The sequence below is a fragment of the Solwaraspora sp. WMMA2056 genome (assembly GCF_030345095.1).
GTDB lineage: Bacteria > Actinomycetota > Actinomycetes > Mycobacteriales > Micromonosporaceae > Micromonospora_E.
On sequence record NZ_CP128360.1, the window covers coordinates 2914329 to 2940639 of the forward strand.

Consider the following 26311-nt stretch of genomic DNA (forward strand, 5'->3'; position numbering starts at 1 on the left):
CGCCATGGATGACATGCATGCCGTGATCATGGCGGGCGGCAAAGGCGTCCGCCTGCGGCCGTACACCACCGCGCTGCCGAAACCACTGGTGCCGATCGGGGACGACTTCGCGATCCTGGAAATCGTCCTGCATCAACTCGCCGCGTACGGCTTCCGCACCGCGACACTGGCCATCAACCACCACGGTTCGTTGATCCGGGCCTTCGTCGGCGACGGCACCCGGTTCGGCCTGCACGTCGACTACGCCGAGGAACGGACCCCGCTGTCCACCGTCGGCCCGCTGTTCGGGCTGCGCGACCGGCTACCGGACCGGTTCCTCGTGATGAACGGCGACATCCTGACCAACCTGAACTACGCCGACCTGCTGCGCGCCCACGTCGACTCCGGTGCCCCGGTGACCGTCGCGACCTTCCGCCGCAAGGTCGAGGTCGACTTCGGAGTGCTGGCCGTCGAAGGCGACAAGGTCGTCGAGTTCAAGGAGAAACCCGTCCTCGACTACCGGGTCAGCATGGGCGTCTACGGGCTCAGCAAGGCCACGATCGCGGCGTACCCGGTCGGTATCGCCCTCGGATTCGACCGGCTGATGACCGACCTCATCGACCGGGGCGACCCACCCGCCGCCTACGACTTCGACGGCTACTGGCTCGACATCGGCCGACCCGAGGACTACGACGAGGCGAACCGCACCTTCGCGACGCTCGCGCCGATCCTGCTGCCGGCGGCGTTGCGCGACCCCCGGTGACCACCCGTATTCCGAAGGAGAGACCGTGTTCAACCGGATCGCAGTAGTGGGGATGGGCTACGTCGGCCTGACGCTGGCGGCCGGCCTGGCCCGCAACGGCTTCGAGGTGTACGGCGTCGACAGCTCGCCGACCGTGCGGGACTCCCTCGCCCAGGGCCGCGTGCACCTCTACGAACCGGGCCTGGCCGACGCGCTGACCGAGACCCTCGGCACCTCGCTGTCCATCCACCCGGACCTGCCCGCCGGCCTCGACGCGGCGATCATCTGCGTGTCGACGCCGGTACGCGCCGACACCCGGCAACCGGACCTGACGAACATCGCCGCAGCGGCGGCGCAGATCGCCCGCCAGTGCGGGCCCGACACCCTCGTCGTGGTGCGCAGCACCGTACCGGTCGGCACCAGCCGGCGGACCGTGCTGCCGGCGCTGACCGCGGCCTGGGGCCGGGCCCGCCTGGTGATGGCCCCGGAACGCACCATCCAGGGCCAGGCCATGCGGGAGCTGGCCGAGCTACCGCAGATCGTCGGCGGCCTCGACGACGCCAGCCGCAACGCCGGGGTGGCCCTGTTCGGGGTGCTCGCCCGCCAGGTCGTCCCGGTCTCCAGTCTGGAGGCCGCCGAGCTGGTGAAGCTCGCGAACAACTGCCACACCGACCTGATCTACGCCTACGGCAACGAGATCGCCCTGCTCGCCGGGGCGCACGGCGTCGACCCGCTGGAGGTCGTCCGGGCCGCCAACCACGACTACCCCCGGCCCGACCTGGCCCGCCCCGGGTTCGTCGGCGGCAGCTGCCTGACCAAGGACCCGTACCTGTTCGGTGCCAGCGCGCCGGCACACACCCCGCTGCTCGTCGCGGCCGCCCGGCAGCGCAACGAACAACTGCCGGTGCAGGTCGCCGAGACCGTCGTCGGGCGGCTGCGGCAACTGCGCGGCGGCACCGCCGGTGCGACCCTGGCCGTCCTCGGCTGGGCCTACAAGGGCTGGCCGCCCACCGACGACATGCGGGGCGCGGCGATCGTGCCGATGATGCCGGTCTTCCAACGCGCCGGGCTGCGGGTACTCGGCCACGACCCACTCGTCACCGACGAGGTCGTCCGGGCACACGGCGGCGACCCGGTCAGCCTGGACAAGGCGTTCAGCGAAGCCGACGCCGTGCTGGTGCTCAACGACCACCCCGACTACCGGGCGCTGCCGGTGACGACGCTGCTGCCCGGCACCGGCGTCCGGCTGGTCTACGACTCGTGGCGCATCCTCGACGAGGAGCTGGTCCGGGCCGCCGGCGCCCACTACGAGGGCATCGGCTACCGCCCGGCCGGGGAGCTGGTGTGATGCGCGCGCTCGTGCTCGGCGGAGCCGGCTTCATCGGACTGCACCTGACCCGTCGGCTGCTCGCCGACGGACACACCGTCACCGTCGTCGACGACTTCTCCCGGGGCCGCGACGACGCCGAACTGGCCCGGGTCTGCGCCGACCCGGCCGTCGAGGTGGTCACCGGTGACCTCACCCGCGCGAGCACCTGGGCGGCGCTGCCCCACCGGTTCGACCAGGTGTACCTGCTCGCGGCCGTCGTCGGGGTCCGCAACGTCGAAGCCGACCCGGCCCGGGTGGTCCGGGTCAACGCGCTGGTCGCCCTGCACCTGATGGACTGGCTGACCACCGCCGACCGGGTCTTCTTCAGCTCCACCAGCGAGGTGTACGCCGGAGCCGTCGACGCCGGCGTCGCCGCCGTACCCACCGGTGAGGACGTGCCCGCCATGGTGGCCGACGTCACCGCGCCCCGGTTCGCGTACGCCACCAGCAAACTGCTCGGCGAGGCCGCCGTGCTGCACGGCGCCCGCGCCGCCGGAGCCGGCGCCGTCGTCGGCCGGTTCCACAACGTGTACGGGCCCCGGATGGGCGCCGACCACGTGGTGCCGGAGATGGCGCTGCGGGCGATCCGGGGCGAGGACCCGTTCCGGGTGCCCGGCGCCGACCAGTACCGGGCCTTCTGCCACGTCGACGACGCGGTCGAGGCGGTCCTGCGGCTGATGGCCACCCCGGCCGCGACCGGGCAGATCGTGCACATCGGCAACGACGCCGAGCAGACCAACATCGCCGACCTGGCGAAACTGGTGCTGCGGACCGCCGGCAGCCACGCCAGCCTGCAACCCGAGCCGGCACCGCCCGGCTCGGTGCACCGGCGCTGCCCCGACCTGCGTACCCTGCGCCGGCTGACCGGCTACGAGCCGCAGGTCGGGCTGGAAGACGGCGTCGCCCGCACCTTCGCCTGGTACCGCGACCACTGGCGACCCGACCACGGGCACCGCGCCGCCACCGGCCCGGTCCGGCCGGACCACACCGGAAAGCAGGTGCCGCCATGTCGGTGAGTCTGCGCCGACGGATCCTCGACGCGGTCGACGACCGGGTGGATCCGCGGATCATCGCCGGTCTGGGCGGGATCGCCCTGTCGCTGCGCTCCCGGTCGCGGTGCGTCGTGCGCTACGAGGACCAGGACTGGATCCACCGGTACCCGAGCGGGGTCGTGGTCAACACCACGCTGGGCGGGGCGTGCGCCGCGCAGGAGGACCGGATCACCCGGGACACCTTCCTGTACGCCCACCAGCCGCGCCCCGGCGGCACGGTCGTCGACATCGGCGCCGGCGTCGGCTCGGAGGTCCGGATCTTCTCCCGGGCCGTCGGTGACACCGGCCGGGTGCTCAGCATCGAGGCGCATCCGCGCACCTTCCGCTGCCTGCGCCGTACCGTCGAACTGAACCGGTTGTCGAACGTGACCCTGCTGGAGTGCGCCGTCGTCGGCGAGGCCGGCCCGGTCCGCCTCGACGAGGACACCCTCGGCCACATCCGCAACGGCATCACCCGCGCCGACGCGCCCGACAGCGACACGGGTGCCGGCGGTGTCGAGGTCGTCGGCCGACGGCTGGACGAGATCCTGCACAGCTGCGGCGTCGACCGCGTCGACCTGCTCAAGATGAACATCGAAGGCGCCGAACTGGAGGTGCTGCGGTCCGCCGTCGACGTGCTCGACGTCGTCGACAACCTGGTGGTCTCCTGCCACGACTTCAAGGCCGACGGCCCCGCCGACGCCTGGATGCGCACCTTCGCGCCGGTCAAGGCACTGCTGCGCGCCGCCGGCTACACGATCACCACCCGGCCCGGCGACCCCCGGCCGTGGATCCCCTACTACGTGTACGCGAGCCGGGGCAGGTGAGCATGCGACTGCTCTACATCGGCGGGATGGGCCGCAGCGGCAGCACCCTGGTCGAACGGATCCTCAACGAACTGCCCGGCGTCTGCGGCCTCGGCGAGGTCGCGCAGGTCTGGGACAACGGCGTCCGCGACAACCGACGCTGCGCCTGCGGCGCCGCGTTCCACGACTGCCCGCTGTGGCGGCGCATCGGCGAGTACGCCTTCGGCGGCTGGCACAACGTCGACCTCGACCGGGTACGCCGACTGCGCGACACGGTCGGCCGTACCCGGCACCTGCGGCGGCTCGCCGGGCCACGACTGACCGGCCGCCGCCGATCGCGGGTCGCCACCTACGTCGGCTACCACGCGCGCATCTACACGGCGGCGGCGACCATCACCGGAGCACAGGTCGTCGTCGACTCGTCCAAGGACACCGCGTTGGCGTACGGCCTGCGCTGGGCCGGCCCGGCCGACCTGCGGATCCTGCACCTGGTACGGGATCCGCGCGGGGTCGCGTACTCCTGGATGAAACCGGTCCACGACCACGAAGCCGGCACCCTGGTGCCGGTGCCGACGTTCCCGTCGGTCCGGTGCGCGCTGAGCTGGAGCGGGCACAACGCCGCCTACGATCTGCTGGCCCGCCTCGGCCGCCGCACCGACGTCCCCGGGACCGACCTGCGGATACGCCGGATGCGCTACGAGGACGTCCTGGCCGATCCGCCGGGTGCCCTGACCGCCCTGGCCGACTTCGCCGGCCTGCCCCTTGCCGAGGCCGACCTGTCCTTCCTGGGCGACGACCACGCACGGTTCAGCACCCTGCACAGCGTCTCCGGTAACCGGATGCGGTTCGACACCGGCCGGCTGCGGCTGCGCGTCGACGACGCCTGGCGCGCCTCGTTGCCGGCGGGGCACCGACGGCTGATCGGCACCCTGACCGCCCCGTTGCTGCGCGCGTACGGCTACCACCGGCCGACGCCGCCGGTCGAGTCCGTACCGCCGGGCGCTGCGGCCGAGTCCGTACCGCCGGGCCCGCCGGCCGGGTCCGGGGCCGAACCTGCCCGGCACGGCGCCGGCCAGAAGGTGTGACCTCGAACGCAAGGAGACGTCGATGCGAGCGGTGGTAGCCGTCGAAGGACGGATCGCACGGACCCCGGACGACAGACTGTGGACCGAGATCGGGCAGGACCACCAGTTCTGGACCCGGTACCTGACGGCGTTCGACGAGGTCCGGGTGGTCGCCCGGGTACGCGACGTCGCCGTCGCGCCGCCCGAGGCGAAACGGGTCGACGGCCCGCAGGTGCAGGTGCGGCCGGTGCCGCACTACCTCGGCCCGTACCAGTACCTCGCCCGCCGGGCCGCGATCGGCCGGGCGCTGCGCGACTGCGTCGGACCCGCCGACGCGCTGATCCTGCGGGCCCCGACACCGGTCGGCGGCCTGCTCGCCGCCGCCCGGGACCGGCAGCGACTGCCGTACGCGGTGGAAGTCGTCGGCGACCCGTACGACCTGTTCGCCCCCGGCGTGGTGGACCACCCGCTGCGGCCGGTGCTGCGCCGCACCTGGGTCCGGCAGCTGCGCCGACAGTGCCGGCGCGCCATCGCCGTCGGGTACGTGACCGAACAGTTCCTGCAGGCCAGATATCCGACCGCCGCGGGCGCGATCAGCGTCGCCGTCTCCGACGTCGACCTCGCCCCGGCCGCGTACGTCGACACCCCCCGTACGGCCGTCCGGCCCGCCGGACCCACCACGCTGATCAGCGTCGGCTCCCTGGAGCAGCGCTACAAAGGCGTCGACACCCTGATCACGGCGCTCGCCGGGCTGGTCGCCGCCGGCCGCGACCTGCGGCTGGTGCACGTCGGCGACGGCCGGTACCGGCCATGGCTGACCGACCTCGCCCGCCATCACCGCGTCGCCGACCGGGTCGAATTCACCGGCGCGCTGCCGCCGGGCGACGCCGTCCGCCGGCGACTCGACGCCGCCGACCTGTTCGTCATGCCGTCGCGCACCGAAGGCCTGCCCCGCGCGATGCTCGAAGCGATGGCGCGGGCGCTGCCCGCCGTCGGTTCCACCGTCGGCGGCATCCCCGAACTACTGCCAGCGGAGTTCACCGTCGCGCCCGACGACCCGCACCGGCTGGCCGCGACCATCGCCGCGCTGCTGGACCGGCCGGAGCTGATGGCCGCCGCGTCGGCCCGCAACCTGGCCCGCGCCCGGGACTACGCCGCGTCCGAACTGCGCGCCCGCCGGGCCGGCTTCTACCAGGCCGTCGCCGACGCGACCGCCGCCCGGTGCCGCCGACACGCCACCACCCGGCAGAGGAGCTACACGTGAGCCGGCCATTCGCCGCTTCGACCACCAGGACACCGGCTGCGGCAGCGTCGGCGGCGGTCCGGGAGCCGGCGGAACCGGTGCACGTGGTCCACGTCATCGCCAGCCTGGACCGGGGCGGCGCGGAGACACTCTCGCTCGACATGTGCCGGGCGATCCCCGCCGACGAGGTCCGGCAGACCTTCATCACCATGGGCGGGCGCGAGGGCAGCCTCGCCCCGCAGTTCCGGGCCGCCGGAGCCGAGGTCGTGCAGGTCCCGCAGCACCCGGCCGTCACCCACCCGGTGCGGCTGCGGCGGTGCCTGCGGTCCCGGCCGGTCGACGTGGTGGTCTCCCACATCAGCCTGTTCAGCGCGATCGTGCTGGCGGTGGCGATGCTGCGGGGCGTACCGGTGCGGATCGCCCGGATGTGGAGCGAGGGCGACGGCCGCCGCGACACCGCCGCCCGCCGAATGTTGCGCGCCGTACTGCGCCGCCTGCTGCACCTGGTCGCCACCGACATCGTCGCCGTCAGCGACGCGGCGATGGCGTACGCCGGACGCCGCGCCGGCCTGCCCGGCTGCCGGATCCTCTACAACAGCGTCGACGCCGCCCGGGTCGCCGGCCCCGACCGGCTCGCCGCCCGCCGGCAGTGGAGCATCCCCTCCGACGACGTCGTCATCGGCTACATCGGCAGGGCCGCACCGGAGAAGAACCGGCCGTTCCTGGTCGACGTGCACCGCGCGGTCCGCGACCAGACACCGCCGGGGCAACCGACGACCCGGCTGCTGGTCGTCGGCCCGTGCGGCACCGACGACATCGTGTCGGCCCACCCCGACGTGGTCGACGACCCGACGGTCACCCTCGCCGGCGAAGTCGACGAGATCGCCTCGGTCCTCGCCGCCGCCGACGTGTTCGTCCTGACCTCCCACTGGGAGGGACTGCCCGGGGTGGTCCTCGAAGCGCTCGCCGCCGGGCTGCCGGTCGTCGCCACCGACCTGCCCTGCCTGCGGGAGGCGTCCCGGTACGTCGACGGGCTCACCCTCGTCGACCTGGCCGCCGGAGCACACCGGTGGGCCGAGGCGGTGACCAGCGCCGCCCGGACCGACCAGGACGGGCGGGCCCGGATCCGGGCGAGTTTCACCGCGTCGCCGTTCCAGACCCGGCACGCGGCCGCGCAGTGGCGGACACTGTGGCGGGCCGACCCCCGGTGATCCGCAGCCGGCGGTCCACCCTTGCCCTGCTGACCGCCTCCAGCGCCGTCCAGCTGGGCAGCAACATGGTGGCGGCGCTGCTGGCCAGCGCGGTGCTCGGCCCGCACGGGCGTGGCCTGATGGTGCTCGGCGTCTCCACCGCCGGAATCGTGCCACTGCTCGCCGGCCTGGGCACCGGTCCGCAACTGCGGGCGGCGTACCCGTCGACCCCGACCGGTACCCGCCGGCGCGACCTGGTTGCCAGCTACACCTGGTGGTCGGTCGCGGCGGTCGGCATCGCCGCCGTCGCCGCCGTCGCCGTCTCGGCGGCCTGCGCCCCGCTGATCGACCCGGGCCTGGCCGACCCCCGCTACCTGCTCGCCCTGTCCGTGCTGACCTGCGGGTACGTCGCCCACACCCAACTGCCCGACAGCTGGTACGCCGCCGGCGGGTTCCGCAGCGGCAGCCTGTGGGCGATCACCACCACCGTCGGCGGGACCGTCGGGCTGCTCGTCGCCGTGGCCGTCGCCCCGGCCGTCTGGACCCTGCTGGCCGGCCAGGGCCTCGGCATGCTCGCGGCGGTCACCGTACAGGTGACCCGGCTGCGCGCCGCCGGGCTGCTGAGCTTCGCGCCACCGACCCGCGGTGACCTGTCGGCCCTGCTCCGCCACGGGGTCCGGGCGCTCGGCCTCACCCTCGGACTGGCGCTGACGCTACGGCTCGACCGGTACGTGCTCGGCGCGATCACCGGCGCGGCGACGGTCGGCGTCTACTCGGTGGCGTCCACCCTCGGCCAGCTGCCCCGGATGGTGCCCACCGCCATCGGCCAACTCGTCAACCGCGACGCCGCGCTCACCGACCGCCCGTTGCGCCCGGTACGCACGGTGACGACCACCGCCGTCGCCGTCGTCGCCGCCGGCGCGGTGACCGTCGGACTCGGCTGGCTGGTGATCGTGCCACTGCTCGGCCCGCAGTTCGCCGGTGCCCGGCCGCTGCTGCTGGTCCTCGTCGTCGCCGAGATCGCCTTCGTGCCGTACGCGGTGGCCAGCCGGGCCCTGCTCGGCGCCGGCCGGATGGGCGCCGTCGGCGCGTTCGGCCTGCTCTGGAGCGCGGCGGCGGTGCTGCTGTTCGTCGTCGCAGTCGGGCTGTGGGGCGCGCTCGGTGCGGCCCTGGCCTGCGTCACGCTGTACGCCGGACTCTCCGTCTCGTCCTGGTGGCTGCTGACCCGACGACTCACCCGCCGCCCGGCCCGGGAACCGGCCGAGGCGCGCCCACGACCCGCCCCGTTGACCCGGGTGTGAAGCCACCCTCGACGACAGGAGTCAACTCGATGCTCGCCTACGGACAGCCCTGCCTCGACGCCTCCGACGCCGACGCGGTCGCCGACGCCGTCCGCACCGGATGGCTGACCGCCGGACCGACCGTCCACCGGTTCGAAGCCGCACTCGGCGCCCACCTCGGCGGAGTCGGCTGCGTCAGTGTCAGCTCCGGCACCGCCGCGCTGCACACCGCGTACGCCGCTGTCGGCCTGCGCCCCTTCGACGAGGTGGTCACCACGCCGTTGACGTTCGTGGCGACGGCGGCCACCGCCGCGCTGCACGGCGCCCGGGTGGTCTTCGCCGATGTCGAGGAGGCCACCGGCAACCTCGACCCGGCCGCCGTCGCGGCGGCGGTGACGACCCGGACCCGGGTGGTCACCGCCGTCGACTACGCCGGCCACCCCGCCGAGTACGGACAGCTGCGCAAGGTGGCCGCCGAGGCGGGGGCGGTCCTCGTCGACGACGCCGCGCACGCCATCGGGTCGACGTACCGTGGGGTGCCGGTCGGCGCGCTGGCCGACCTGACGACCTTTTCGTTCTACCCCACCAAGAACCTCACCACGGGGGAGGGCGGCGCGGTGACCGGCACCGACCCCGACCTGCTGGACCGGGTACGCCGGTTCGCCAGCCACGGCATGGTGCGCGACCCGCAGCGGCTGCGCGAACCCGACGAGGGCGGCTGGCACCAGGAGGTGCACAGCTTCGGGCTCAACTACCGGCTCTCCGACGTACTGTGCGGTCTCGGACTCAACCAGCTGGCCCGGCTGCCGCAGTTCACGGCCCGCCGGGCACAGCTGGCGGCCCGCTACGGTCAGCTGCTCGCCGACCTGCCGGGGCTGCGGCTGCCCGAACAACGGCCCTGGGTCGACCCGGTCTGGCACCTCTACCCGGTGCGGGTCCGCGACGGCCGCCGTCGCGAGGTCTACGACCGGATGCGGGCGGCCGGCATCGGCGTGCAGGTCAACTACCTGCCGGTGTACCGGCACCCGGTCTTCGCCGATCTCGGCTATCGGCGCGGCCTGTGTCCGACGGCGGAGGCGTACTACGCCGAGGAGCTGTCGCTGCCGATCCACCCGGAGCTGTCCGACGCCGACCAGGACCGGGTCATCGACGCGCTCCGGACCATCCTGCGCTGAAGCTGGCAGCTCGTCGCTTCAGCGGTCAGCCGTCGCGAAGTGCTGGTGTCCCAGCACCGCGAGCAGCCGGATCTTGTCCTCGGCCTCGCTGCCCGGCCGTGGCGTGAGTACCAGCAACGCCTGCGACTGGTCCTCGGTGAACAGGGCCTGACAGTCCACCTCGATCGCACCGACCTCCGGATGCACCACGATCTTGTGGTCCGAGAACCGGCGGGCGACCTCGTGCCGCTCCCAGAGTTCGTGGAACTCGGGCGACTCGGCCAGCAGCGCCCGCACCAGCTCACCGGCGCGTGAGTGCGGCCCGGCCGCGCCGTGCACCACCCGCAGCGAGGCGACGAGGCCGCGGCCGTGCCGGTCGTGGTACTCCGGCGGGTACACCGCCCGGGAAGCCGGATCGGTGAACCACCGGTAGACGTCGCAGCGGGCCAGGCCGGTACGCGCAGCCGGATCGCCGAAGATCGACACCGCCAGCCGGTTCGCCACCAGCGCCTCGCCGAGCGACGACAGAATCAACGCCGGGGTGTCCGCCATCCGGTCCAGCACCCGCAGCAGGGCCGGGGCGACGTGGGTGTCCTCGGGCGTACGGCGGGGGACGTTGTGCCCGGCCAGCCGGAACAGATGGTCCCGTTCGTCGGCGGTCAACCGCAGCGTCCTGGCGAGCGCGGCCAGCATCTGCGTCGACGGCTGCGGGCCGCGCTGCTGCTCGATCCGCACGTAGTAGTCGGCGGACATGCCGGTCAGCGCCGCGACCTCCTCCCGGCGCAGTCCCGGCGTGCGACGACGCGGCCCGGACACCAGACCGACGTCGGACGGGCGCAACGCCTCGCGGCGGCGGCGCAGGAAATCGGCCAGGGCAGCACGGTTCATGCCGTCCATGGTGCGCCGCGCCGCGCCGTCGCAGCCAGGGATCGCGGATCCCCCGATCACCGGGTTGGTGCCTAACCGGCGGCCCGGCGGCGAAGGTAGGTGACATGAACACGTCCGGAAACACCATCTTCGTACCCGGTGCCACCTCCGGTATCGGACTGGCGCTTGCCCTACGGCTGCAGGCCGCCGGCAACACCGTCGTCATCGGCGGGCGGCGTGGCGACCTGCTCGACAAGCTCGCCGCCGACCACGGATTCGGGACCGTACGCATCGACACCGCCGACGCGGCGTCGATCGCGGCGGCGACCGCCGACGTCGTCGAGCGCTACCCGGAGCTGAACGTCCTGATCGCAATGGCCGGCATCATGCGGGCCGAGGACTGGACGGGCTCCGGCTTCCTCGCCGATGCCGAAGAGGTCGTCACCACCAATCTGCTCGGCCCGATCCGGCTGATCGCCGCCCTCACCGGGCACCTGCAGACCCGGCCCGACGCCACGATCGTCACGGTCTCGTCCGGCCTTGCGCACGTCCCGCTGCGGGTCACACCTACCTACAACGCCACGAAGGCGGCGATCCACCAGCTCAGCGAGACCCTGCGCCTGCAGTTGGCACCGGTCGGCGTACAGGTGATCGAGCTCGTGCCACCCGCCGTGCGGACCGCGCTGATGCGGGGCCACGAGACCTCGGACGCCGCGATGGCACTCGACGAGTTCGCCGACGAGGTGATGACCTTGATCGAGGCCGACCCGAAAGCCCACGAGATCCTGGTCGACCGGGTGAAGTTCCTCCGGCACGCCGAGGTCCGCGGCGACTACGACCAGGTTGTGACGACGCTCAACGCCACCGACCCGCACGCCCGCTGAACCAGCCGGTCAGAAAGGAAACCCCCATGCCGTACGCCAACCTCAAGGTCCCCGCCGACACACTCACCCCGGAGTCGAAGAAGAAGCTGCAGGACGCCGTCACCGACGCCTTCGTGGACGTGTACGGCGAACGCGCCCGGCCGACCACGTTGGTGATCCTCGAGGAGGTCACCGACGGCGGTTGGAGCCTGGGCGGCACCATCCTCAACGCGGAGCTCCTCGGTCGCAGTTGACCGACTCGGTCGCACACGTCGAAGGGCCGGACCCCGGGGTACGGGGTCCGGCCCTTCGACCTGTCTGCTGTGTCTGTGTCTGGTTCCGGGTCAGCTGTTCCAGTGCTGGGCGACGAGTTCGGCGGCCTGGGTCTCCCACTGGGCGTAGTGGAACGGGTACGCCGACACCTGCACGGTCTGCGCGGCCTCGGTCAACGGCATGTCCTGCCAGCCGTCAACCTGCTTCAACCCGTTGAGGAACGCGGTGGTCGAGTACTCGACGTCGGTGATCTGCTCCACCGTGCCCCAACCCGACGACGGCCGCTGCTGGAACAGGCCCTGCGAGTCGTGGTCGTTACGGTCACCCAGGTGGCCGAGGTTCTCCAGCTTCGACTCCTGCAGCGCGGTGGCGATCGCGACCACGGCGGCCCGCTCGTCCATGCCCGCCTTCTTCGTGGCGGCGATGATGCCCTTGACGTTGTCGGTCTGCTCGCTGCTCAGGTCGATGCGGGACTGTTCGCCCTGCACGCCGTGCGGGATGAGCTTGGCGGTGTCGACGCCGCTGTCGCTCGCGGCTGCGGCGGACACGGGTGCGGCGAGGGCGGTGGGGGCGTGGTCGGCGGCCAGGGCGGGGCCGGCGATCGCGCCGCCGGCGAGGGTGAGACCGGCGATGCCCAGAGCGGTGGTGCGCAGGGTGCGGGTGATGATCGTGGTCATGGGGGGTCCACCTTCCGTTTTCCGAGGGGGCACACCCGCCACCCGGGCCCCGGGAAGCGTGCCGGGGCGGGCGGTCGTGCGGGGTGTGCGGTAAACGGTCGTCCGGGTGGTACGGGGACGCGGCGGCGGCTACTCGCCCGCTCGGGGCCGGCCTTCCGTGCGTCGCGACAATGTACAACCATGCGGGCCGGCCGGCCATTCCCCGCCGGGGCCTCGCGGTCCGCCACGTCACCGACCGTGACGGCGCTGGACAGGGACACCCGTCCGGGCGATATACCTCAGAGGAATGATTATTCCTCTGAGGAATACTGTTCTACCGCAGTACCGGTCCGCCAGGACGCCCAGGCAGGTCGGAACGGGCAGGTGGAACGGGCAGGCATGCCGGGGGGCTGGCCGAAGCGGTCTACTGCGCGTCGCGGACCATGCACAACGACCCGGCCCGGCGGATCATTCCAGCCAGGCCCGCGGCACGCCCGCGACCGGGGATGGCAAGCGTTCGTAGAAACCGCCGCTGACCTGCGGTGGAGCTGGTGGAGCGGGCGACGAGAATCGAACTCGCGTAATCAGTTTGGAAGATCGCCCACCTTCGGGGTGATCTTGCTGGTCGTCCTGGTCACGGTGCCGGTGGTGGTGTCTGCTCGCGCCCGCTGGTGCCCGCCTACGGCACCGGCTTATGGCATGCGGATGGCACGGCGGCCAGGGCGCGGCTGGCTGGCGTCGTACGGGTTCCCGCCCCGGCCTTCGGGCCGGGGCGGCTTGCCGTGCCGGCGGCATTCCGCGACCTGGACCACGTTGCCCGGTGGCAAGCCGCGAAGCGGCGCGGCAGCCGATCGCCCCACCCCCGACGGCGGCCGACCACCCCCGCGATCGTCACGGCCTGCCGTCCGCCGACCCAGGACCGGCCAGTACGGAAGTAACGTCACTCGTGTGGATCTCATCGATCTGCCCGTCGTCGTAGCCGTCTACGGGTCTCTGAAGCGACGCTGGGAGCTGGACGGGATCGAGTACGAGGGCTGGGGTGCAGACCTGGATGAGCTGCTGACGCCTTTCGACCCCTTGGCAAGCGTGACGCTCCTGCGGGGTGGGGCGTCCGGTGTAGCCGAGATCTGGCCGACCGGGTACGTGAGGCTGCTGTACGGGGATCGCAGTGTCGCTCATGTCCAGGTCGCTGGACCAGCAGAGTTGCGTGATCAGCTATTGCAGCTGGCAAGTTGGGTGATCGAACACAGCTCATGAATCCCCTTTCAGGGCCAACCGACAGAGCCGGCGGCAGCATGGCCCGCCGCGCCGGCCGATGCCGGCCGGAGGCCGCCAGCAGGCCGAGCGCGGCGGGCGTGCCGCGCTTGCGCGGCACCTTGATTTTAATGAGATCATTTCGGCAGCCGCCGAGATAGGTCTATGGCTAACCTGTGTCGTAGGTTGGCGCTTATGGGGTGCTGTTCGGTTGGCGGCGTCCTAGCTGGTCGATCATTTCCTACTCAATAATCTGATGGGTTGATTCTTCCGGTAGGAGTTGCGGATGCTTCGTCTTCAATTGCCGACCTTAGTGCTGACTTGAGCTCCTCGATGGAATTCTTCATTTCTAACACCGCAGGGTTGTCGGGATCGAGCCATATTCGATTGGCGCCGTGGTTGACATCGCCCTCCGTGGACTCCCAGCGAACAGCATCGATAGATTTTAGGAGTTTGGTCCAGAGCTGCGCAATCGGCGGAGCGGCGTGCAGCATAACTCGAGCAGTCAGCTGGTCCGGATGTCTAACTTCGGGACCCTTACCTACGCCGGAGCCGTACTCGTCGGTTACAGATTCAAGGCGTGTATGCTGATCTTGTGCGAATTCGGCCAGGTCGAGGTAGAGAGTCGACCGGATCTCGCGTTGGCGATCAAGACGTTCGCGTTCATAGCGGCGTCGGTCGAGCTCGCGTTCGCGCTCCCATCGGGAATCCTCGCGCTTTCTAGTGGATCGTTGCGTGATCCAGGTTCCTGCTAGGACGCCTAGGATACCTAGCATCCCGGAGAAAATTGGAATCCATGGGGTCATTTCGGAAGCCTTCGCCCTTCAGTCGTCTCCGAATTGGTTGACTATCGTTGAGATCCGTTCCGCTGCGGCGTGGATTGCCTGTTGGACTCCAGGGCGGCTGGGGAGCCAGACCATGTATGCGGTTCGGACGGTGTTGACCATGTCGGCGAGCTGGTCTGGCGTGCTGGGGTCTGGTAGCGAGTCGAGCTGCGCGCAGGTGTCGACGGTTGTGCGGTAGCGGTGTTGGTTGGTGGGGGTGTCTTGCCAGTGTGGGGAGTTGCGCCATTCGTGGACGCGGGTGAGGAGTTCGGCGGCTGCGGCGCGGATGGCGGCGGCGTGGGTGGCGAGGCGTTCGGGGTCCGGGTGCGGCTCCGGGATGGGCTCGTCTCGCATGCCGTGATGGTACCGGCGTGGGGACTGCGGGTGATCTTGCGCCCGCTGGTCCTGGTCCTGTTGCCCGACCGGTGCTACGGCTGGTTTGCCTGCGGTGTCCACTCTGGGGCGAGGATGGAGTAGAGCAGGGAGTCTCGCCATGCGCCTTTGGTGTGGACGTGGTCGCGGAGGCGGCCTTCGTACGTCATCCCGAGCCGTTTGACGACGGTGATGGATGCGGCGTTGTCTGGTCCGATGGCGGCGGTGATCCGGTGTAACCCGAGTGGTCCGAAGCCATAGGTGATGAGGGTGCGGGCGGCGTCGGTGGCGTAGCCATGGCCCCAGTGGTCGGCGTGGATGGCGTAGCCGAGTTTCGCGGCGTGTACGCCGCTGAGTCCGAGGCGGCCGAACCCGATCATCCGGTCCTGCTTGTCGACAACAGCTAGGTAGTACTCGGTGCGTGGCTCGGCCTGCGCTCGGCTGATCGCGCCTTCGATCATGGCGGCGGTCTGGTCCTGGTCGCGTGCGTCGAAGGACAGCCAGCGGGTGACGCGTTCGTCTCCGACGATGCCGACCGCGTCGGGGATGTCGCTCGCGCGGAAGTCGCGCAGGTCGACGAGTCGGCCGGTGAGGTGGATCGGGTCCATGCCGCTGATGGTGCCTTACCGGGGCAGAGCGTTGGCGGGGGTGTGGGTGAAGTGCTCGATGCCGTCGACCAGGTCGCGGGCCTCGGTGGCGTATCCGGATCGGGTGATGGCCTGGTGCACGCGGCGGACGGAGTGGATGATGCCGTTGATGCGCTGTTCGGCGGGCAGCTCCAGCACGGGCGCGATGGCGTCGGCGGCGGCGTCGAGGTCCCGGCCCGCGACACGGGCAATCGCGAGGTCGGCATGGCTGCCGGCCTGGTCGCCGAAAGCCCATGCGGGGTCGTGGGGGTCTGCGTAGGCGGCGACGGCCTGGGCGGCGTACTCCTCGGCGGTGGCGGCTTCCTCGGGCAGCCAGGCGAGTGCGTCGGCGGCGTAGTACAGGGTGCGCGGGTGGGAGAAGGTGCAGATGCCGCCCATCTCGTCCATCTCGTCGGGTTGGACGCGTGCCCATGCCTGTTCGGCTTCGGTGATGGCGGCCTTGGCCTGCTCGGCGTTGCCGAGGGCGGCGTAGGCGCGGGCGGCGCTGATCGGGAGCCAAACCGATGTGGTGCCGCCGGTCTGCTGGGCGTAGTGGGTGCCGGTGTTGGCGTAGCGGACGGCTTCGGCGTAGCGGCCGGCCCAGTAGGCGACCAACGATTGGAGGCCGCGGAGCCAGGCTTGCAGTCCGGGGTGTCCGGCCTGGTCGGCGCAGAGCACGGCGGTACGGGCTTGCAGCATCGCTGAGTGCGTGTCGGCTAGGTCGTGGGAGACCTTGGCGAGCAGGCCGCTGGTGATGCCGGCGAGGAAGTGCAGATCCCGCGACTGGGCCGGGGGTTGGCGGCGTTCCAGGAGCGTGAACAGGGTGTCCTGTGTTTCGGTGAGGTCGCCGATGATGTGGCTCACGGGCTGCTGCGGGTAGGCCAGGGCGAGGCGTTGCACGTCCTCGGCGAGGCTGGTGATGGCGGCGGGGGTGGTGGCTTCGGCGGCGAGCAGGGCGTAGCGGCGGGCGCGTTCGGCGGCCATGGCGAGCAGGTTCCTTTCAGTTCCGGTGCCGGACAGCAGCGGCTGAGGGGTGATCGGGGTGCGCTGCGCGGGCGGTACGGGGTGGTTGCCGGTCCAGGGGCGTTGGAGTTCGTCGACGGGTCGGCCGAACATGGCTTGTAGGGCGCGGCGGGTGGCGGGGTTGGCGCCGGTGAGGTCGCGTTCGCCTCGGGCGAGGCGGGCGAGGTGGCGGGCGCTGATCACGGCGTGTGGGTCGTGGCGGGTGAACTCGTCGGCGAGTTCTTCGTAGGTGCGGTCGCTGTGCTGGATGAGGTACTCCAGCACGGTTCGGGGTTCGCGCCGTGGTGGTGCCATCCGGTGTGCCTTCCTGGACGGTGGGGCTCTGCTGTCAAGGCTGGTCCGGTAGATGTCCAGCCGGCAAGCGATGTCCTCGTGTGGTCCTGCTGAGGTCCGTCTGATGTGCCGAGCCGGGTCCTCGATCTGTCCTGTTAGACCGGTACACGATCATTGTCGTGAACCGGTTACGGATTGCTACGCCTGATGACGTGAGGCTATCTCGGACGGGATCGGGTGCGGTCTGCCCGACTGGCGGGCTGCTGATCGCGCCTCGGCTGGTGGGTGTCGGCGCGGCGGCGTTCGCCGGGGGCCGGGTCCCGATCGTGCGCTGCCACACCGACACGGGCACACCGGACCCTGCCGTGTCCGAGCCGGCCGGTTCGGGGTGTCCAGCGTGTGAGGGGCGGGGCTGGAAGCTGGCGTCTCCGCGTCGAGCGCTGCGCGCTCCGGGCGACCCGCACCGGTTGCAACGGCGGACCTGTCCGGACTGCGGCGGGGACGGCACGTACGGCAGCAGCACACCTGGGAGCGCGTCGGCCACCAGGTGATTCCAGACAGGGCGCCGGGTCGGGTGCCGGGTAGGTGGTTCCTTGCCCGACCGGCAGAACGACACGGGCTGCCGGGGACTGCTGATCCCCGCCCGGCTCGGCGCCCATCCAATCTGTGATCGGGGGAGACGTGTCGATGGTGGATCCGGAGGTCGGGGACGTGGTGCACATCGCCGGGCGGGCGTCGGTGCAGTTCGCCGGTAGCCGGGCGGTGATTCTGCGGGTGACGGCGGTGTGCCGGAAACCGACGTACGAGGGCTGGTGCTGGCTGACCGGGTACGTCCTGGACCGGCACGGCGATGCGGTCGAGCGGCGTGAGGTGTTCGTCCAGCGGGACGGGCTGCGCCTGCTGTCGGGCCGGCGACCGGCGAAACAGGTGAGGAGGCCGGCGGCGGGACCGCCGCCGGTGGCGGCGAGGATGGAGGCAAACCGTGGCGTTCGATATCCGGGTCAAGCTCGGTGACACGATCCGGCTACAACCGGCGGATCGGTACCGGCCGGCGGATGGCCCGGTCGCGATGCGGCTGACCGGCGTACGGCTGATCACGAACCGGCCGGAGAGTGACGAGTGGATCTGGCTGGAGGGCGTCAAGCTCAACGGTGACGGCACGTGGGGTGATCACGCGTTGGTGATGGCGCGGGCTTCCCTACTTGCTACTGGGCCGCGCTGACCGATGGTGCGACCGGCGTCGGTCCGTGACCAGCTTCGGGCGGCGCAGCGGCTGCTTGACCGGCACCCCGGACCTGGCCGTGATGGTCGGTGTCCGGGGTGCGGCGTGTTGGGCTGCGATCGGCGGCGGACCGCGCTGCGGGTGTTCGGGCGGTATGGCCACCTGCCGCGACGTTGGCCGAACGGCCGGACGTGAGGCACCCGGCGGTGATGGACAGATCATCGCTTACCTGGATAGCCTCTTGACAAGCTGAGTTGTCGTCTTGGGGGTGGGTTGGGTGCCGATCGAAGTCGCGCAACCCAAGTACGTGGTGATCGTCAACGCGATGCAGCAGCGCATCGGCGACGGCACCTACCCGCCCGGTGCGATGCTTCCGAGTGAAACCGAGCTGGTGCGGGAGTTCGGCGCGTCCCGTCCGGTCGTCGTGCGGGCGCTGGACATGTTGCGTCAGGACGGCTGGATTGAGTCCCGTCAGGGCAAGGGTCGGTTCGTCATCGGTCGTCCCGGGGGCGCGTTCACCAGAGCGGTCCGTGAGCGGTATGCCGTACTCGATCAGCCGGAACCGGCCGGCTCCACCGTCCTGGCGGCTGAGGTCATCCCGGCGCCGCCTCGGGCGGCGTCCGCGCTCGACATCGAACCGGGAACGCTGGTCGTCGCGCGTCGTCGACTGGTCACGGTCGACGACCTGGGGCCGGTGGAGTTGGCCACCGCGTACCTTGCCGTTGGTCTCGCTGCGGGTACGGACGTGGGCGGAACGGCTTCGCTGTCGGATGGGCTGCTGCGGCACCTGACGGCGCGCAAGGGCGTCAAGTTCGATCACGTCGCCGAGCGGATCTCGGCCCGGCTGCCTCGCGACGACGAAGCATCCCTGTTGAAGGTCGGCCCGACCGATCCGGTGGTCACCGCGCTGCTGTCCATTTGCGACCGTACGGCAACCCCGCTGCTCGCGGTCGACGTGCTGTTTCCCGCTTCCCGTCACGACCTGGAAGACGTCTACCCCCTCGACTGACCACAGTCGAGCGTGAGACGTCGCGCGCGCTGGAGCACTTGACAAGTCGAGTTAGCGGGAGTTACCTTCGATCTACTTAACAAGTCAACTTGCCGGCTTGTTGGGTTGGTTTCTCTTCCCCTCGGAGGTATTTGCTGTGGTTCCTGCGTCGATCAAGGTCCCCGTCCCGTTCGAGTACGTGTTCCCCGCCGGTGCGCTGTTCCTGGGCGTCGATGCTCAGATCGACTTCGACCGGCGTGGCGAGGCGGACAACCAGGCGCGGGATAAGGAGACCGGTGAGCGGGTCTGGGTGGTCCGGGTGCTGGATCTTGACGCTGAGGCGGGCAAGTTCGGCCGGTCCACTGAGGTCAAGGTGAAGATCGTTGCCGGGCAGCGTCCGGTGCCGCCGCCGTCGACCGTGCCGGGGTATCCGCCGGCGGTGGAGTTCGACGGTCTGACCCTGACCCCGTACGTGGATTCGCACCGGTGTCGGGCGTCGGGTCAGTGCCGCGCGCGGATGGCGTACTCCCTGCGGGCCACCGGCATGCAGCCGGCCTCGGCCCACGCTCCTGCCGCTGCCTGACCGCTCCATCTCACGCGGGGCGGGCCGATTCCCCGCCAAGAGTCCCGGCCCGTCCCGCGCTCCCAACCCTTCAACCCCTCGTGAAAGGGGGCCGGGCTGTGACGCCCATGCTAATGAACCTCGACCCGGACACACCGCGCCGCCGTGAAGTCTGGCGGCACTGCGAGATCTGCGACGACCTGGCCGCAATGCCGCCGCACGTGTTCATCTGCGACGCCTGCGCGCTCGTCGTCTTCCTCGACCAGCCGGCGGGTGGTGATGACCGTGGCTGACGGAACGCTGTCGTTCGCCGCTGAGCTGGCGGCGCTGCTGAACAGCCGGCCGACCTGGCGGGCGTCCGCTGAGGAGCGGGCTGCCTGGTACGACCGGAAAGCCGACCTGTTCGGCCGGGCTGCCGCTGAGACGTCCTCGCCGGATGTCGCTGGTGAGGCGTCCGACCTGGCGGAGATCGCCCGTGAGCAGGCCAGCCGGGTTCGGCGGGGGTGGTCGGCGTGAGGTGGCGTCGTCGTCTGCTCGCTGGTGTGTTGTGGTCCTGGCTGGCGGTGGCCCGCCGGGTCGTGGGGTTGCGGGATCTGCCGGCGTTGGTGGATGAGATCCGGTGTCCGCGTTGTGGGCGGTGGGTGCGTCCGCGTCGGTTCGATCTGCTGCACATGGCGTGCCGTACCTGTATGGCGACCCTGGGCCGTCCGGTCCGTTGGTCGGGGCGGTGACGACGTCATGCCGTTGATCAACATCATTCCGGGGGAGAAGGTCCCGGTCGCGCCGATGAACGTGCGGCTGCCGTCGTGGCGGATGCCGGGCTGGCTGCTCCTGCTGTGGTGGCTGGCCCGTGGCCTGGTCCGGCTGACAGTCCTCGCGGTCCGCTACTGGTGGATCTCCGGCCCGACCGTCGCGGTGGCGTGGGTCTATGCGGAGTGGGGGCCGCTCGTTCTGGCCGCCGCCGTCGCCGGCCTCGCCACGGTGTGCACGGTGTGGTGTCGGCTGCATCCGGGGTCGTGGCGGCGGTTCGGCTGGTACCCGCTCGTTGGGCGGTGGCGTCGGTTGTGGGTGTACCGGCGTCGTTGGGTCGCGGTCACCGCTACCTGCGGGTTGGCGGTGATCTTCGACGGGGTCCGGTACGTGCCGCGTCTGGTCCGGGTGTCCTCGGATCGGTTCGGGGACACGGTGATGGTGCGGATGCTGCCGGGTCAGGTGCCGGATGACTGGGCGCGTAACGCGGACCGGTTGGCGCACGGCTTCCACCAACGCGAAGCACGAGCGTCCGCCTGTGTGCGGCCGGATCTGGTGGCGGTGCGGTTCACCCGCCGGGATCCCCTCGCCGGGGTGGTGGCGCCGCTGCCGGTCCCGGCCGTACCCGACCTGACCGGCCTGCCCCTGGGTGTGCAGGAGGGCGGCGAGGTGTATCGGCTGCGGCTGGCGGGGTCGCATGTGCTGGTGGCGGGGGCGACGAACTCCGGTAAGGGGTCGGTGATCTGGTCGCTGATCTCGGCGTTGGCCGGCGGCGTCCGTTCCGGCCTGGTGGAGCTGTGGGTGTTCGACGCGAAGGGCGGCATGGAGTTGGCGGCGGGGCTGCCGTTGTTCGCCCGGTTCTGCTACCAGGACCCGGACACGATGGCCGGCGTCCTGGAAGAGGCCGTGAAGCGGATGCGGGTGCGTGCGGACCGGCTTCGCGGGGTGACCCGTCAGCACACGCCGAGCCGGGATGAGCCGTTGATCGTGGTGGTCGTCGACGAGTTGGCGGCGTTGACCGCGTACCTGACTGACCGCAAGGTCCGTGACCGCATCAAGGAAGCGTTGGGCTTGCTGTTGTCGCAGGGCCGGGCGGTGGGTGTGCATGTGGTGGCGGCGTTGCAGGACCCGCGTAAGGACGTGCTGCCGTTCCGGGACCTGTTCCCGACCCGGATCGCGTTGCGGATGACCGAGCCGGAGCAGGCTGACATGGTCCTCGGCGACGGTGCCCGCGATCGGGGTGCGGCCTGTGACCGGATTCCGGAGACGCTGCCGGGGGTCGGCTACGTCGTCCTCGACGGTGTCCGGGAACCCGTCCGGGTCCGGTTCGCCTACCTGTCCGACGACGACATTCGCGGCCTGGGCCGCACGTACCGGCACCTCGACGACACCGACACCGATACCGACACCGACACCGGTGGCGTGCCGGGGGTGGTGGCGTGATGGCCGCGACTGGTGGGCCGACCCGCGCGGAGCGGGTGGAAGGCGTCGTCCTGGTGCTGATCCTGCTCGTCGTCGGTGGTCTGGCGGGGGCGGCGTCGTTCACCCACGTGCACGACTGGACGATGGACAACTCCCCGGCGGGTACGGGGGAGTGGTTCGGCTGGGCCAACGCCGCTATCTCCGAACTCATCCCCCTCGCCGCGTTGCTGACGATCCGGCGGCGGCGTCGCACCGGTGGGCCGGTCGGCTATCCGATGTTCCTGCTGGTCTGCGCGGTCTGCCTGTCCCTGGCCGCACAGCTCGCCGTTGCCAAGCCGGGCATCTCGGGCTGGCTGCTGTCGGCGGTGCCGGCGTTGGCGTTCCTGGGCCTGTCGAAGCTCGTCCTGTCCACCAAACCCGCCACCCCCGCCCCGGCCGGTGTCGACCAGCCGGGCAACCAGCGGCCGGCGGCTGCCGTCGACCAGGTCGACACCGACCGCCCTGCGCCGGTCGTGCCCGTCCCGACTGCCCGGCCCGTCGACCAGTTCGCGGGCGTCGACCAGGCGCCGATGGTCCAACAGGTCCGCCCGGCATCTGGTGCGCGGCGGGGCGTGGTGCCCGTACCGGTGGCGGGGTTCCCGACCCGCAACGGCTCTGCGATGGCTGGTGTGGAGGCTGACCAGTGACTCACCCCGAACCCGTAGCCACTGCGGCGAACGTGGGCGCTCCGATCCCGGACAACGCATCGCCGCTGTCGGTGGTGCCGCGTCCGGGGTCGCGGGCGGCCCGCATGCGTCAACCCCTCGCGAAGGACGCCCTGCGGCAGTTGGCGGAGCAGCATCAGGTGTGCGTGCGGCCGGTGGTACTGCGCCGCACCGACACCATGACCGGCCGTACCGATGTCCTCGAAGTCCCCTGCGGCGCGACCCTCGCGGCGAAGTGCAAGCCGTGCGCGGAACGCGGTCGACGGTTGCGGATTCAGCAGATCCGGGAGGGCTGGCACCTGGCCGACGAACCGGCCGTCCGCCCCGACAAGCCGGGTGAGGACGTCCTGTCGCTGGTCCGGCTGCGGGCACACCTCGAGTTCGAACGCCACGCGCTGGCGTACGAACCGATGCACCCGGATGCACGGGCCGCGCAGGTCGCCGACCTGGATGACGCGATCGTCGAGGTTGATGAGGCGTTGGCGGAATCGAACCTGCGTGGCCGGTTGACCCCGGTCGAGCGGGATGATCGGCCTCGGCGTCGCCGGTCGACCCGCCGACGCCAGGACACCCCGGACCTGCCCCGGCTGCCGGTCGACCCGCGTACCGTCGGCCGCGCCTACACCGGCCGGCAGGGCAAAACGTACCGGCCGTCGATGCTGCTCACGCTCACCCTCGACAGTCACGGCCCGGTGCACTCGCACTTTCGGCGCGGCGGCTACGTCGTGCCGTGCGAGTGCGGGCAACGCCACCAACCGCACGACCCGGTGCTGAGCACGCCGGTGGATCCGGACAGCTACGACTACCGGCGTGCGGCGCTGGATTCGATCCACTTCGCCCGCGTCCTGGACCGGTGGTGGCAGAACCTGCGGCGGGCGGCGGGCTGGAACGTCCAGTACGCCGGGGCCGTCGAGCTGCAACGCCGTCTCGCCCCACACGCGCACTTCGCGATCAGGGGCACCCTGCCGCGCAAGCTGTTGAAGCAGATCGCAGCCGCGACCTACCACCAGGTGTGGTGGCCACGCTTCGACCACCCCGTCTACCGGGTCGACAAACCACCGGTGTGGGATACCGACCGGCAGGCGTACGTCGACCCCACAACCCGCGAGCCGCTCCCCACCTGGGGCGAAGCGCTCGACGAGCTGGAGGAACCCGGCACCCCACCCGCCTACGTCGCACGGCTGGGCCGGATCGACGCACGTGGCATCGACCAGGGCACCCGCGACGCGGAACGCTCCATCCGCTACGTCACGAAGTACGTCACCAAGGACCTGACCGACCAGGCCCGGCCACGCTCCGACCCACAGAAGGCGCACTTCGACCGGCTCCACGCCGAACTCTCCGTGCTGCCGTGCTCGCCGACCTGCGCGAACTGGCTGCTCTACGGCGTCCAACCGGACAAGGCCAAACCCGGCCTCACCCCCGGTCGCTGCACCGGCAAGGTCCACCAACGGGCGACGCTCGGCTTCACCGGCCGGCGGGTGCTCGTCTCCCGGCAATGGTCCGGCAAGACCCTGGCCGACCACCGCGCCGACAACCGGGCCTGGGTCCGCGCGATCCTCGCCGGGAACCTCGCCGACACCGACGACCAGGCCGCCACCGACAACAACGACGGCCAGTCGGGCGGGCAATCAGACACGCAGGTCGACAACCCGGACCGCTACCGGTTCGAACTCGCCCGACCAGACGACCCCGACGTCCCACCCCTGCAACACCGCATCCTGCGCGCCGTCTCCGAACGCATCCGCTGGCGCACCACCCTCACCAACGCCCGACAACGCGCCTCCGGCGCTGTCTCGGCAACGACCCGACCCCTGACCCTCGCAGCCTGATCGTGAACAGGAGGACATGGATGGCAGACGGGCTGTTGACCCCTGATGAGGTCGCCGCTCGCCTCCGGGCAACGCCGCGATTCGTGCGCCGGCTGGTCGCTGACCGCCGGATCGAGTACGTGAAGGTCGGCCGCCTGGTCCGCTTCGAGGAATCCGCGGTGGCCGCGTACGTCGAACGGAACCGGATCGCGCCGCTGACCCGCGCGAACCTGCGTCACTACCTTGGTGAGGTGGCCTGATGGCGAACAAGCCTGGCCGGCGTCGGTTCGGCAGCATCCGCAAATTGCCGTCCGGGCGGTACCAGGCCCGGTACTTCGGCCCGGACGGCGTCGAGCGGAAGGCGCCCGACACGTTCCCGACCGAGCCGCAGGCGGCGAAGTGGCTGACCGTCGTCGAGTCGGAGATCATCCGTGGCGAGTGGAACGCGCCGGAAGCAGGTCAAATCACCCTCAGCGAGTACGGCTCGCGCTGGATCGCGCAACGTCGACTCCAGCCGCGTACGCGGGAGAACTACGAGGACCTGTTCCGGCTGTACGTCCGGCCGTACCTCGGCACTCTCGTACTCGGCACGATCAAGCCGGCGACCATCCGGGACTGGCGTGCCCGGCTGCTCGGCAACGGCGTCTCCGAGCCGCAAGCGGTCAAGGCGTACTCACTGCTGCGGGCCGTGCTCAACACGGCCATGAAGGAAGACGAGCTGATCCGGCAGAACCCCTGCCGCATCCCCGGCTATGACCGCTATCACACGCCTGAGCGGCCGGTGGCTACCGTCGCCCAGGTCGTCGCGCTCGCGGAAGCGATGCCGGCCCGGTTCTCGGCGTTGATCATCGTCGCCGCGTTCTCGGGGCTGCGTTGGGGCGAGCTGGCCGCGTTGCGCCGGTGCGACGTCGACACCGACGCGGGCACGATCCGCGTACCGCGCAAGCTCGCCGTGCTGCGTAGCGGCGGGTTGGCGTTCGGTCCGCCAAAGTCGCAAGCCGGCAACCGGGTCGTGGCGCTGCCGGCGGCTGCCCGGTCGGCGCTCGTCGACCACCTGGCCGCGTTCGTCGACGACGACCCGGAAGCGCTGGTGTTCACCGGCGACAAGGGCGCGGTGCTGCGTTCCGGCAACTTCCGCCGCGCGGTCCGGTGGTCGGCGGCACTGGCGGCGGCCGGTCTGCCGGTCGACTTCCACTTTCACGACCTGCGGCACACCGGCAACAACCTGGCGGCGGCGACGGGTGCGAGTACCCGTGACCTGATGTCCCGGATGGGGCACGCCAGCATGCGGGCGGCACTGATCTACCAGCACGCCAACAGCGAGCGGGACCGGGAGATCGCGGCCGGCATGGATCGGGTGATCGCCGCCGGGCTGCCGCGTCCCGCTGGCCGTCAGGGGAGCGCTCCGGAACGGCACGGCTGACGGCCCGGCCGGGGCCAATGGCACGCGGATGGCACGCAAGATCGACAAGGGCTGACCGGGGGAGTGGTCACCGGTCGCGGAAACCGCCGCTGACCTGCGGTGGAGCCGATGGAGCGGGCGACGAGAATCGAACTCGCGTAATCAGTTTGGAAGACTGAGGCTCTACCATTGAGCTACGCCCGCACGCACCTCGGCAGGCGAGGTGCAAGGTCCAGCGTACAAGTTCTGCCCGGATCGCCGCACAGGGGGTGTCGCCGGCAGGCGCGGCGGGGGCCGATCCGGCGTCGACGTCCCGCCCGGCGGATACCGGGCAGCGTGGTGGTTTGCCGACGGCATAGACTGATCGTCGCCACGGGGTGTGGCGCAGCTTGGTAGCGCACTCGCTTTGGGAGCGAGGGGCCGTGGGTTCAAATCCCGCCACCCCGACTGTCAGCCGCCGGCACGGGTGCCGGGTGCGGGTAGTCCGGCATGTCGGCATGCCTACACTCGATGGGCTGCGCCATGCCACGCGCCGGGGCGGCCCGCCCCGGGTAGCGCCCG

Annotated in this window: 29 protein-coding genes and 2 tRNA genes; 24 read left to right on the top strand and 7 right to left on the bottom strand. The window is 71.1% G+C overall.

The features are described 5' to 3' along the window. Window positions 1–4: 4 nt before the first annotated feature. The 9 genes from O7608_RS13310 to O7608_RS13350 are packed head-to-tail and all read left to right on the top strand — an operon-like array spanning window position 5 to window position 9879. Window positions 5–742 carry a sugar phosphate nucleotidyltransferase gene (locus tag O7608_RS13310; protein ID WP_289210267.1) on the top strand — a complete coding sequence of 246 codons (738 nt, stop codon included), beginning with the start codon at window positions 5–7 and terminating at the stop codon, window positions 740–742. A gap of 25 nt (window positions 743–767) precedes the next feature. Continuing rightward, a complete protein-coding gene (locus O7608_RS13315; RefSeq protein ID WP_289210268.1) occupies window positions 768–2069 on the top strand; it encodes a nucleotide sugar dehydrogenase in 1302 nt (433 codons plus the stop codon). Then, complete coding sequence (locus tag O7608_RS13320) at window positions 2069–3106, top strand: NAD-dependent epimerase/dehydratase family protein (RefSeq protein ID WP_289210269.1); 1038 nt, start codon at window positions 2069–2071, stop codon at window positions 3104–3106. The genes O7608_RS13315 and O7608_RS13320 overlap by 1 nt, the downstream gene beginning before the upstream one ends. Beyond that, window positions 3097–3948 carry an FkbM family methyltransferase gene (locus O7608_RS13325; RefSeq protein ID WP_289210270.1) on the top strand — a complete coding sequence of 284 codons (852 nt, stop codon included), beginning with the start codon at window positions 3097–3099 and terminating at the stop codon, window positions 3946–3948. The genes O7608_RS13320 and O7608_RS13325 overlap by 10 nt, the downstream gene beginning before the upstream one ends. Window positions 3949–3950: 2 nt before the next feature. Beyond that, entirely contained in the window at window positions 3951–5012 is a 1062-nt protein-coding gene (locus tag O7608_RS13330) for a sulfotransferase (protein WP_289210878.1), read from the top strand. Between the two features lie 22 nt (window positions 5013–5034). Then, window positions 5035–6255: a glycosyltransferase family 4 protein gene (locus O7608_RS13335; protein ID WP_289210271.1), complete on the top strand. Its 1221-nt coding sequence runs from the start codon at window positions 5035–5037 to the stop codon at window positions 6253–6255. Continuing rightward, window positions 6252–7445, top strand: coding sequence for a glycosyltransferase (locus O7608_RS13340; protein ID WP_289210272.1), 1194 nt, complete (start codon window positions 6252–6254; stop codon window positions 7443–7445). The genes O7608_RS13335 and O7608_RS13340 overlap by 4 nt, the downstream gene beginning before the upstream one ends. Further along, complete coding sequence (locus tag O7608_RS13345; protein WP_289210273.1) at window positions 7424–8725, top strand: lipopolysaccharide biosynthesis protein; 1302 nt, start codon at window positions 7424–7426, stop codon at window positions 8723–8725. The genes O7608_RS13340 and O7608_RS13345 overlap by 22 nt, the downstream gene beginning before the upstream one ends. Before the next feature lie 29 nt (window positions 8726–8754). Then, a complete protein-coding gene (locus O7608_RS13350) occupies window positions 8755–9879 on the top strand; it encodes a DegT/DnrJ/EryC1/StrS family aminotransferase (protein WP_289210274.1) in 1125 nt (374 codons plus the stop codon). 18 nt (window positions 9880–9897) lie between these two features. Here O7608_RS13350 and O7608_RS13355 read toward each other — a convergent pair whose 3' ends face one another. Next, window positions 9898–10746, bottom strand: a complete 849-nt coding sequence (locus O7608_RS13355; protein ID WP_289210275.1) for a helix-turn-helix transcriptional regulator — start codon at window positions 10744–10746, stop codon at window positions 9898–9900. Window positions 10747–10850: 104 nt separating this feature from the next. On the opposite strand from O7608_RS13355, the gene O7608_RS13360 reads away from it, so the two are divergent. Both O7608_RS13360 and O7608_RS13365 read left to right on the top strand, forming a co-directional pair. Continuing rightward, entirely contained in the window at window positions 10851–11609 is a 759-nt protein-coding gene (locus tag O7608_RS13360) for an SDR family oxidoreductase (protein WP_289210276.1), read from the top strand. 26 nt (window positions 11610–11635) lie between these two features. After that, window positions 11636–11842, top strand: coding sequence for a tautomerase family protein (locus O7608_RS13365; protein WP_289210277.1), 207 nt, complete (start codon window positions 11636–11638; stop codon window positions 11840–11842). Window positions 11843–11932: 90 nt separating this feature from the next. Here O7608_RS13365 and O7608_RS13370 read toward each other — a convergent pair whose 3' ends face one another. Beyond that, on the bottom strand, window positions 11933–12538 hold the full coding sequence (locus O7608_RS13370; protein WP_289210278.1) for a hypothetical protein: 606 nt from the start codon (window positions 12536–12538) through the stop codon (window positions 11933–11935). Between the two features lie 927 nt (window positions 12539–13465). On the opposite strand from O7608_RS13370, the gene O7608_RS13375 reads away from it, so the two are divergent. Then, window positions 13466–13774, top strand: a complete 309-nt coding sequence (locus tag O7608_RS13375; RefSeq protein ID WP_289210279.1) for a hypothetical protein — start codon at window positions 13466–13468, stop codon at window positions 13772–13774. Between the two features lie 242 nt (window positions 13775–14016). Here O7608_RS13375 and O7608_RS13380 read toward each other — a convergent pair whose 3' ends face one another. The 4 genes from O7608_RS13380 to O7608_RS13395 all read right to left on the bottom strand — a co-directional run bounded on the left by O7608_RS13380 (window position 14017) and on the right by O7608_RS13395 (window position 16910). Continuing rightward, window positions 14017–14577, bottom strand: coding sequence for a hypothetical protein (locus tag O7608_RS13380; protein ID WP_289210280.1), 561 nt, complete (start codon window positions 14575–14577; stop codon window positions 14017–14019). An 18-nt stretch (window positions 14578–14595) separates the two neighbouring features. Next, entirely contained in the window at window positions 14596–14949 is a 354-nt protein-coding gene (locus O7608_RS13385; protein ID WP_289210281.1) for a hypothetical protein, read from the bottom strand. Window positions 14950–15023: 74 nt separating this feature from the next. Further along, entirely contained in the window at window positions 15024–15575 is a 552-nt protein-coding gene (locus O7608_RS13390; RefSeq protein ID WP_289210282.1) for a GNAT family N-acetyltransferase, read from the bottom strand. A gap of 15 nt (window positions 15576–15590) precedes the next feature. Then, the gene (locus O7608_RS13395) at window positions 15591–16910 is read right to left on the bottom strand and encodes an NsdA family TPR-like regulatory protein (RefSeq protein WP_289210283.1); all 1320 of its coding nucleotides are present in this window, start codon (window positions 16908–16910) and stop codon (window positions 15591–15593) included. Window positions 16911–17576: 666 nt separating this feature from the next. Between O7608_RS13395 and O7608_RS13400 the strand changes: the two genes are divergently transcribed. From O7608_RS13400 to O7608_RS13450, 11 genes are all read left to right on the top strand, one after another. After that, window positions 17577–17903, top strand: a complete 327-nt coding sequence (locus tag O7608_RS13400; protein ID WP_289210284.1) for a hypothetical protein — start codon at window positions 17577–17579, stop codon at window positions 17901–17903. After that, complete coding sequence (locus tag O7608_RS13405) at window positions 17872–18111, top strand: hypothetical protein (protein ID WP_289210285.1); 240 nt, start codon at window positions 17872–17874, stop codon at window positions 18109–18111. The genes O7608_RS13400 and O7608_RS13405 overlap by 32 nt, the downstream gene beginning before the upstream one ends. A 277-nt stretch (window positions 18112–18388) precedes the next feature. Then, on the top strand, window positions 18389–19120 hold the full coding sequence (locus tag O7608_RS13410) for a GntR family transcriptional regulator (protein WP_289210286.1): 732 nt from the start codon (window positions 18389–18391) through the stop codon (window positions 19118–19120). Between the two features lie 136 nt (window positions 19121–19256). After that, entirely contained in the window at window positions 19257–19682 is a 426-nt protein-coding gene (locus tag O7608_RS13415; protein ID WP_289210287.1) for a hypothetical protein, read from the top strand. Window positions 19683–19780: 98 nt separating this feature from the next. Beyond that, entirely contained in the window at window positions 19781–19954 is a 174-nt protein-coding gene (locus O7608_RS13420) for a hypothetical protein (protein ID WP_289210288.1), read from the top strand. Beyond that, window positions 19947–20177 carry a hypothetical protein gene (locus O7608_RS13425; protein WP_289210289.1) on the top strand — a complete coding sequence of 77 codons (231 nt, stop codon included), beginning with the start codon at window positions 19947–19949 and terminating at the stop codon, window positions 20175–20177. The genes O7608_RS13420 and O7608_RS13425 overlap by 8 nt, the downstream gene beginning before the upstream one ends. A gap of 222 nt (window positions 20178–20399) precedes the next feature. Continuing rightward, entirely contained in the window at window positions 20400–21854 is a 1455-nt protein-coding gene (locus O7608_RS13430) for an FtsK/SpoIIIE domain-containing protein (RefSeq protein ID WP_289210290.1), read from the top strand. After that, the gene (locus tag O7608_RS13435; protein ID WP_289210291.1) at window positions 21854–22519 is read left to right on the top strand and encodes a DUF2637 domain-containing protein; all 666 of its coding nucleotides are present in this window, start codon (window positions 21854–21856) and stop codon (window positions 22517–22519) included. Before O7608_RS13430 ends, O7608_RS13435 begins: the two co-directional genes overlap by 1 nt. Before the next feature lie 104 nt (window positions 22520–22623). Further along, window positions 22624–24369 (top strand): replication initiator, encoded by a 1746-nt coding sequence (locus O7608_RS13440; protein WP_289210292.1) that lies wholly within the window; start codon window positions 22624–22626, stop codon window positions 24367–24369. 20 nt (window positions 24370–24389) lie between these two features. Next, on the top strand, window positions 24390–24608 hold the full coding sequence (locus O7608_RS13445) for a helix-turn-helix domain-containing protein (RefSeq protein ID WP_123603018.1): 219 nt from the start codon (window positions 24390–24392) through the stop codon (window positions 24606–24608). Beyond that, a complete protein-coding gene (locus O7608_RS13450) occupies window positions 24608–25771 on the top strand; it encodes a tyrosine-type recombinase/integrase (protein ID WP_289210293.1) in 1164 nt (387 codons plus the stop codon). Before O7608_RS13445 ends, O7608_RS13450 begins: the two co-directional genes overlap by 1 nt. 109 nt (window positions 25772–25880) lie before the next feature. On the opposite strand, the gene O7608_RS13455 is transcribed toward O7608_RS13450, so the two are convergent. Continuing rightward, a tRNA-Gly gene (locus tag O7608_RS13455) sits at window positions 25881–25954 on the bottom strand. 169 nt (window positions 25955–26123) lie between these two features. Between O7608_RS13455 and O7608_RS13460 the strand changes: the two genes are divergently transcribed. Next, window positions 26124–26197, top strand: a tRNA-Pro gene (locus O7608_RS13460). Window positions 26198–26311 lie beyond the last annotated feature (114 nt).

Bases quoted from the DNA above. Each gene is read 5' to 3' on its own strand.
- O7608_RS13350 (WP_289210274.1), top strand. From the start codon at position 8,755: ATGCTCGCCTACGGACAGCCCTGCCTCGACGCCTCCGACGCCGACGCG.
- O7608_RS13330 (WP_289210878.1), top strand. From the start codon at position 3,951: ATGCGACTGCTCTACATCGGCGGGATGGGCCGCAGCGGCAGCACCCTG.
- O7608_RS13325 (WP_289210270.1), top strand. From the start codon at position 3,097: ATGTCGGTGAGTCTGCGCCGACGGATCCTCGACGCGGTCGACGACCGG.
- O7608_RS13435 (WP_289210291.1), top strand. From the start codon at position 21,854: ATGGCCGCGACTGGTGGGCCGACCCGCGCGGAGCGGGTGGAAGGCGTC.
- O7608_RS13445 (WP_123603018.1), top strand. From the start codon at position 24,390: ATGGCAGACGGGCTGTTGACCCCTGATGAGGTCGCCGCTCGCCTCCGG.
- O7608_RS13450 (WP_289210293.1), top strand. From the start codon at position 24,608: ATGGCGAACAAGCCTGGCCGGCGTCGGTTCGGCAGCATCCGCAAATTG.
- O7608_RS13400 (WP_289210284.1), top strand. From the start codon at position 17,577: ATGGTGGATCCGGAGGTCGGGGACGTGGTGCACATCGCCGGGCGGGCG.
- O7608_RS13440 (WP_289210292.1), top strand. From the start codon at position 22,624: ATGCGTCAACCCCTCGCGAAGGACGCCCTGCGGCAGTTGGCGGAGCAG.
- O7608_RS13355 (WP_289210275.1), bottom strand. From the start codon at position 10,746: ATGAACCGTGCTGCCCTGGCCGATTTCCTGCGCCGCCGCCGCGAGGCG.
- O7608_RS13430 (WP_289210290.1), top strand. From the start codon at position 20,400: ATGCCGTTGATCAACATCATTCCGGGGGAGAAGGTCCCGGTCGCGCCG.
- O7608_RS13385 (WP_289210281.1), bottom strand. From the start codon at position 14,949: ATGCGAGACGAGCCCATCCCGGAGCCGCACCCGGACCCCGAACGCCTC.
- O7608_RS13370 (WP_289210278.1), bottom strand. From the start codon at position 12,538: ATGACCACGATCATCACCCGCACCCTGCGCACCACCGCTCTGGGCATC.
- O7608_RS13360 (WP_289210276.1), top strand. From the start codon at position 10,851: ATGAACACGTCCGGAAACACCATCTTCGTACCCGGTGCCACCTCCGGT.
- O7608_RS13395 (WP_289210283.1), bottom strand. From the start codon at position 16,910: ATGGCACCACCACGGCGCGAACCCCGAACCGTGCTGGAGTACCTCATC.
- O7608_RS13380 (WP_289210280.1), bottom strand. From the start codon at position 14,577: ATGACCCCATGGATTCCAATTTTCTCCGGGATGCTAGGTATCCTAGGC.
- O7608_RS13320 (WP_289210269.1), top strand. From the start codon at position 2,069: ATGCGCGCGCTCGTGCTCGGCGGAGCCGGCTTCATCGGACTGCACCTG.
- O7608_RS13310 (WP_289210267.1), top strand. From the start codon at position 5: ATGGATGACATGCATGCCGTGATCATGGCGGGCGGCAAAGGCGTCCGC.
- O7608_RS13365 (WP_289210277.1), top strand. From the start codon at position 11,636: ATGCCGTACGCCAACCTCAAGGTCCCCGCCGACACACTCACCCCGGAG.
- O7608_RS13390 (WP_289210282.1), bottom strand. From the start codon at position 15,575: ATGGACCCGATCCACCTCACCGGCCGACTCGTCGACCTGCGCGACTTC.
- O7608_RS13335 (WP_289210271.1), top strand. From the start codon at position 5,035: ATGCGAGCGGTGGTAGCCGTCGAAGGACGGATCGCACGGACCCCGGAC.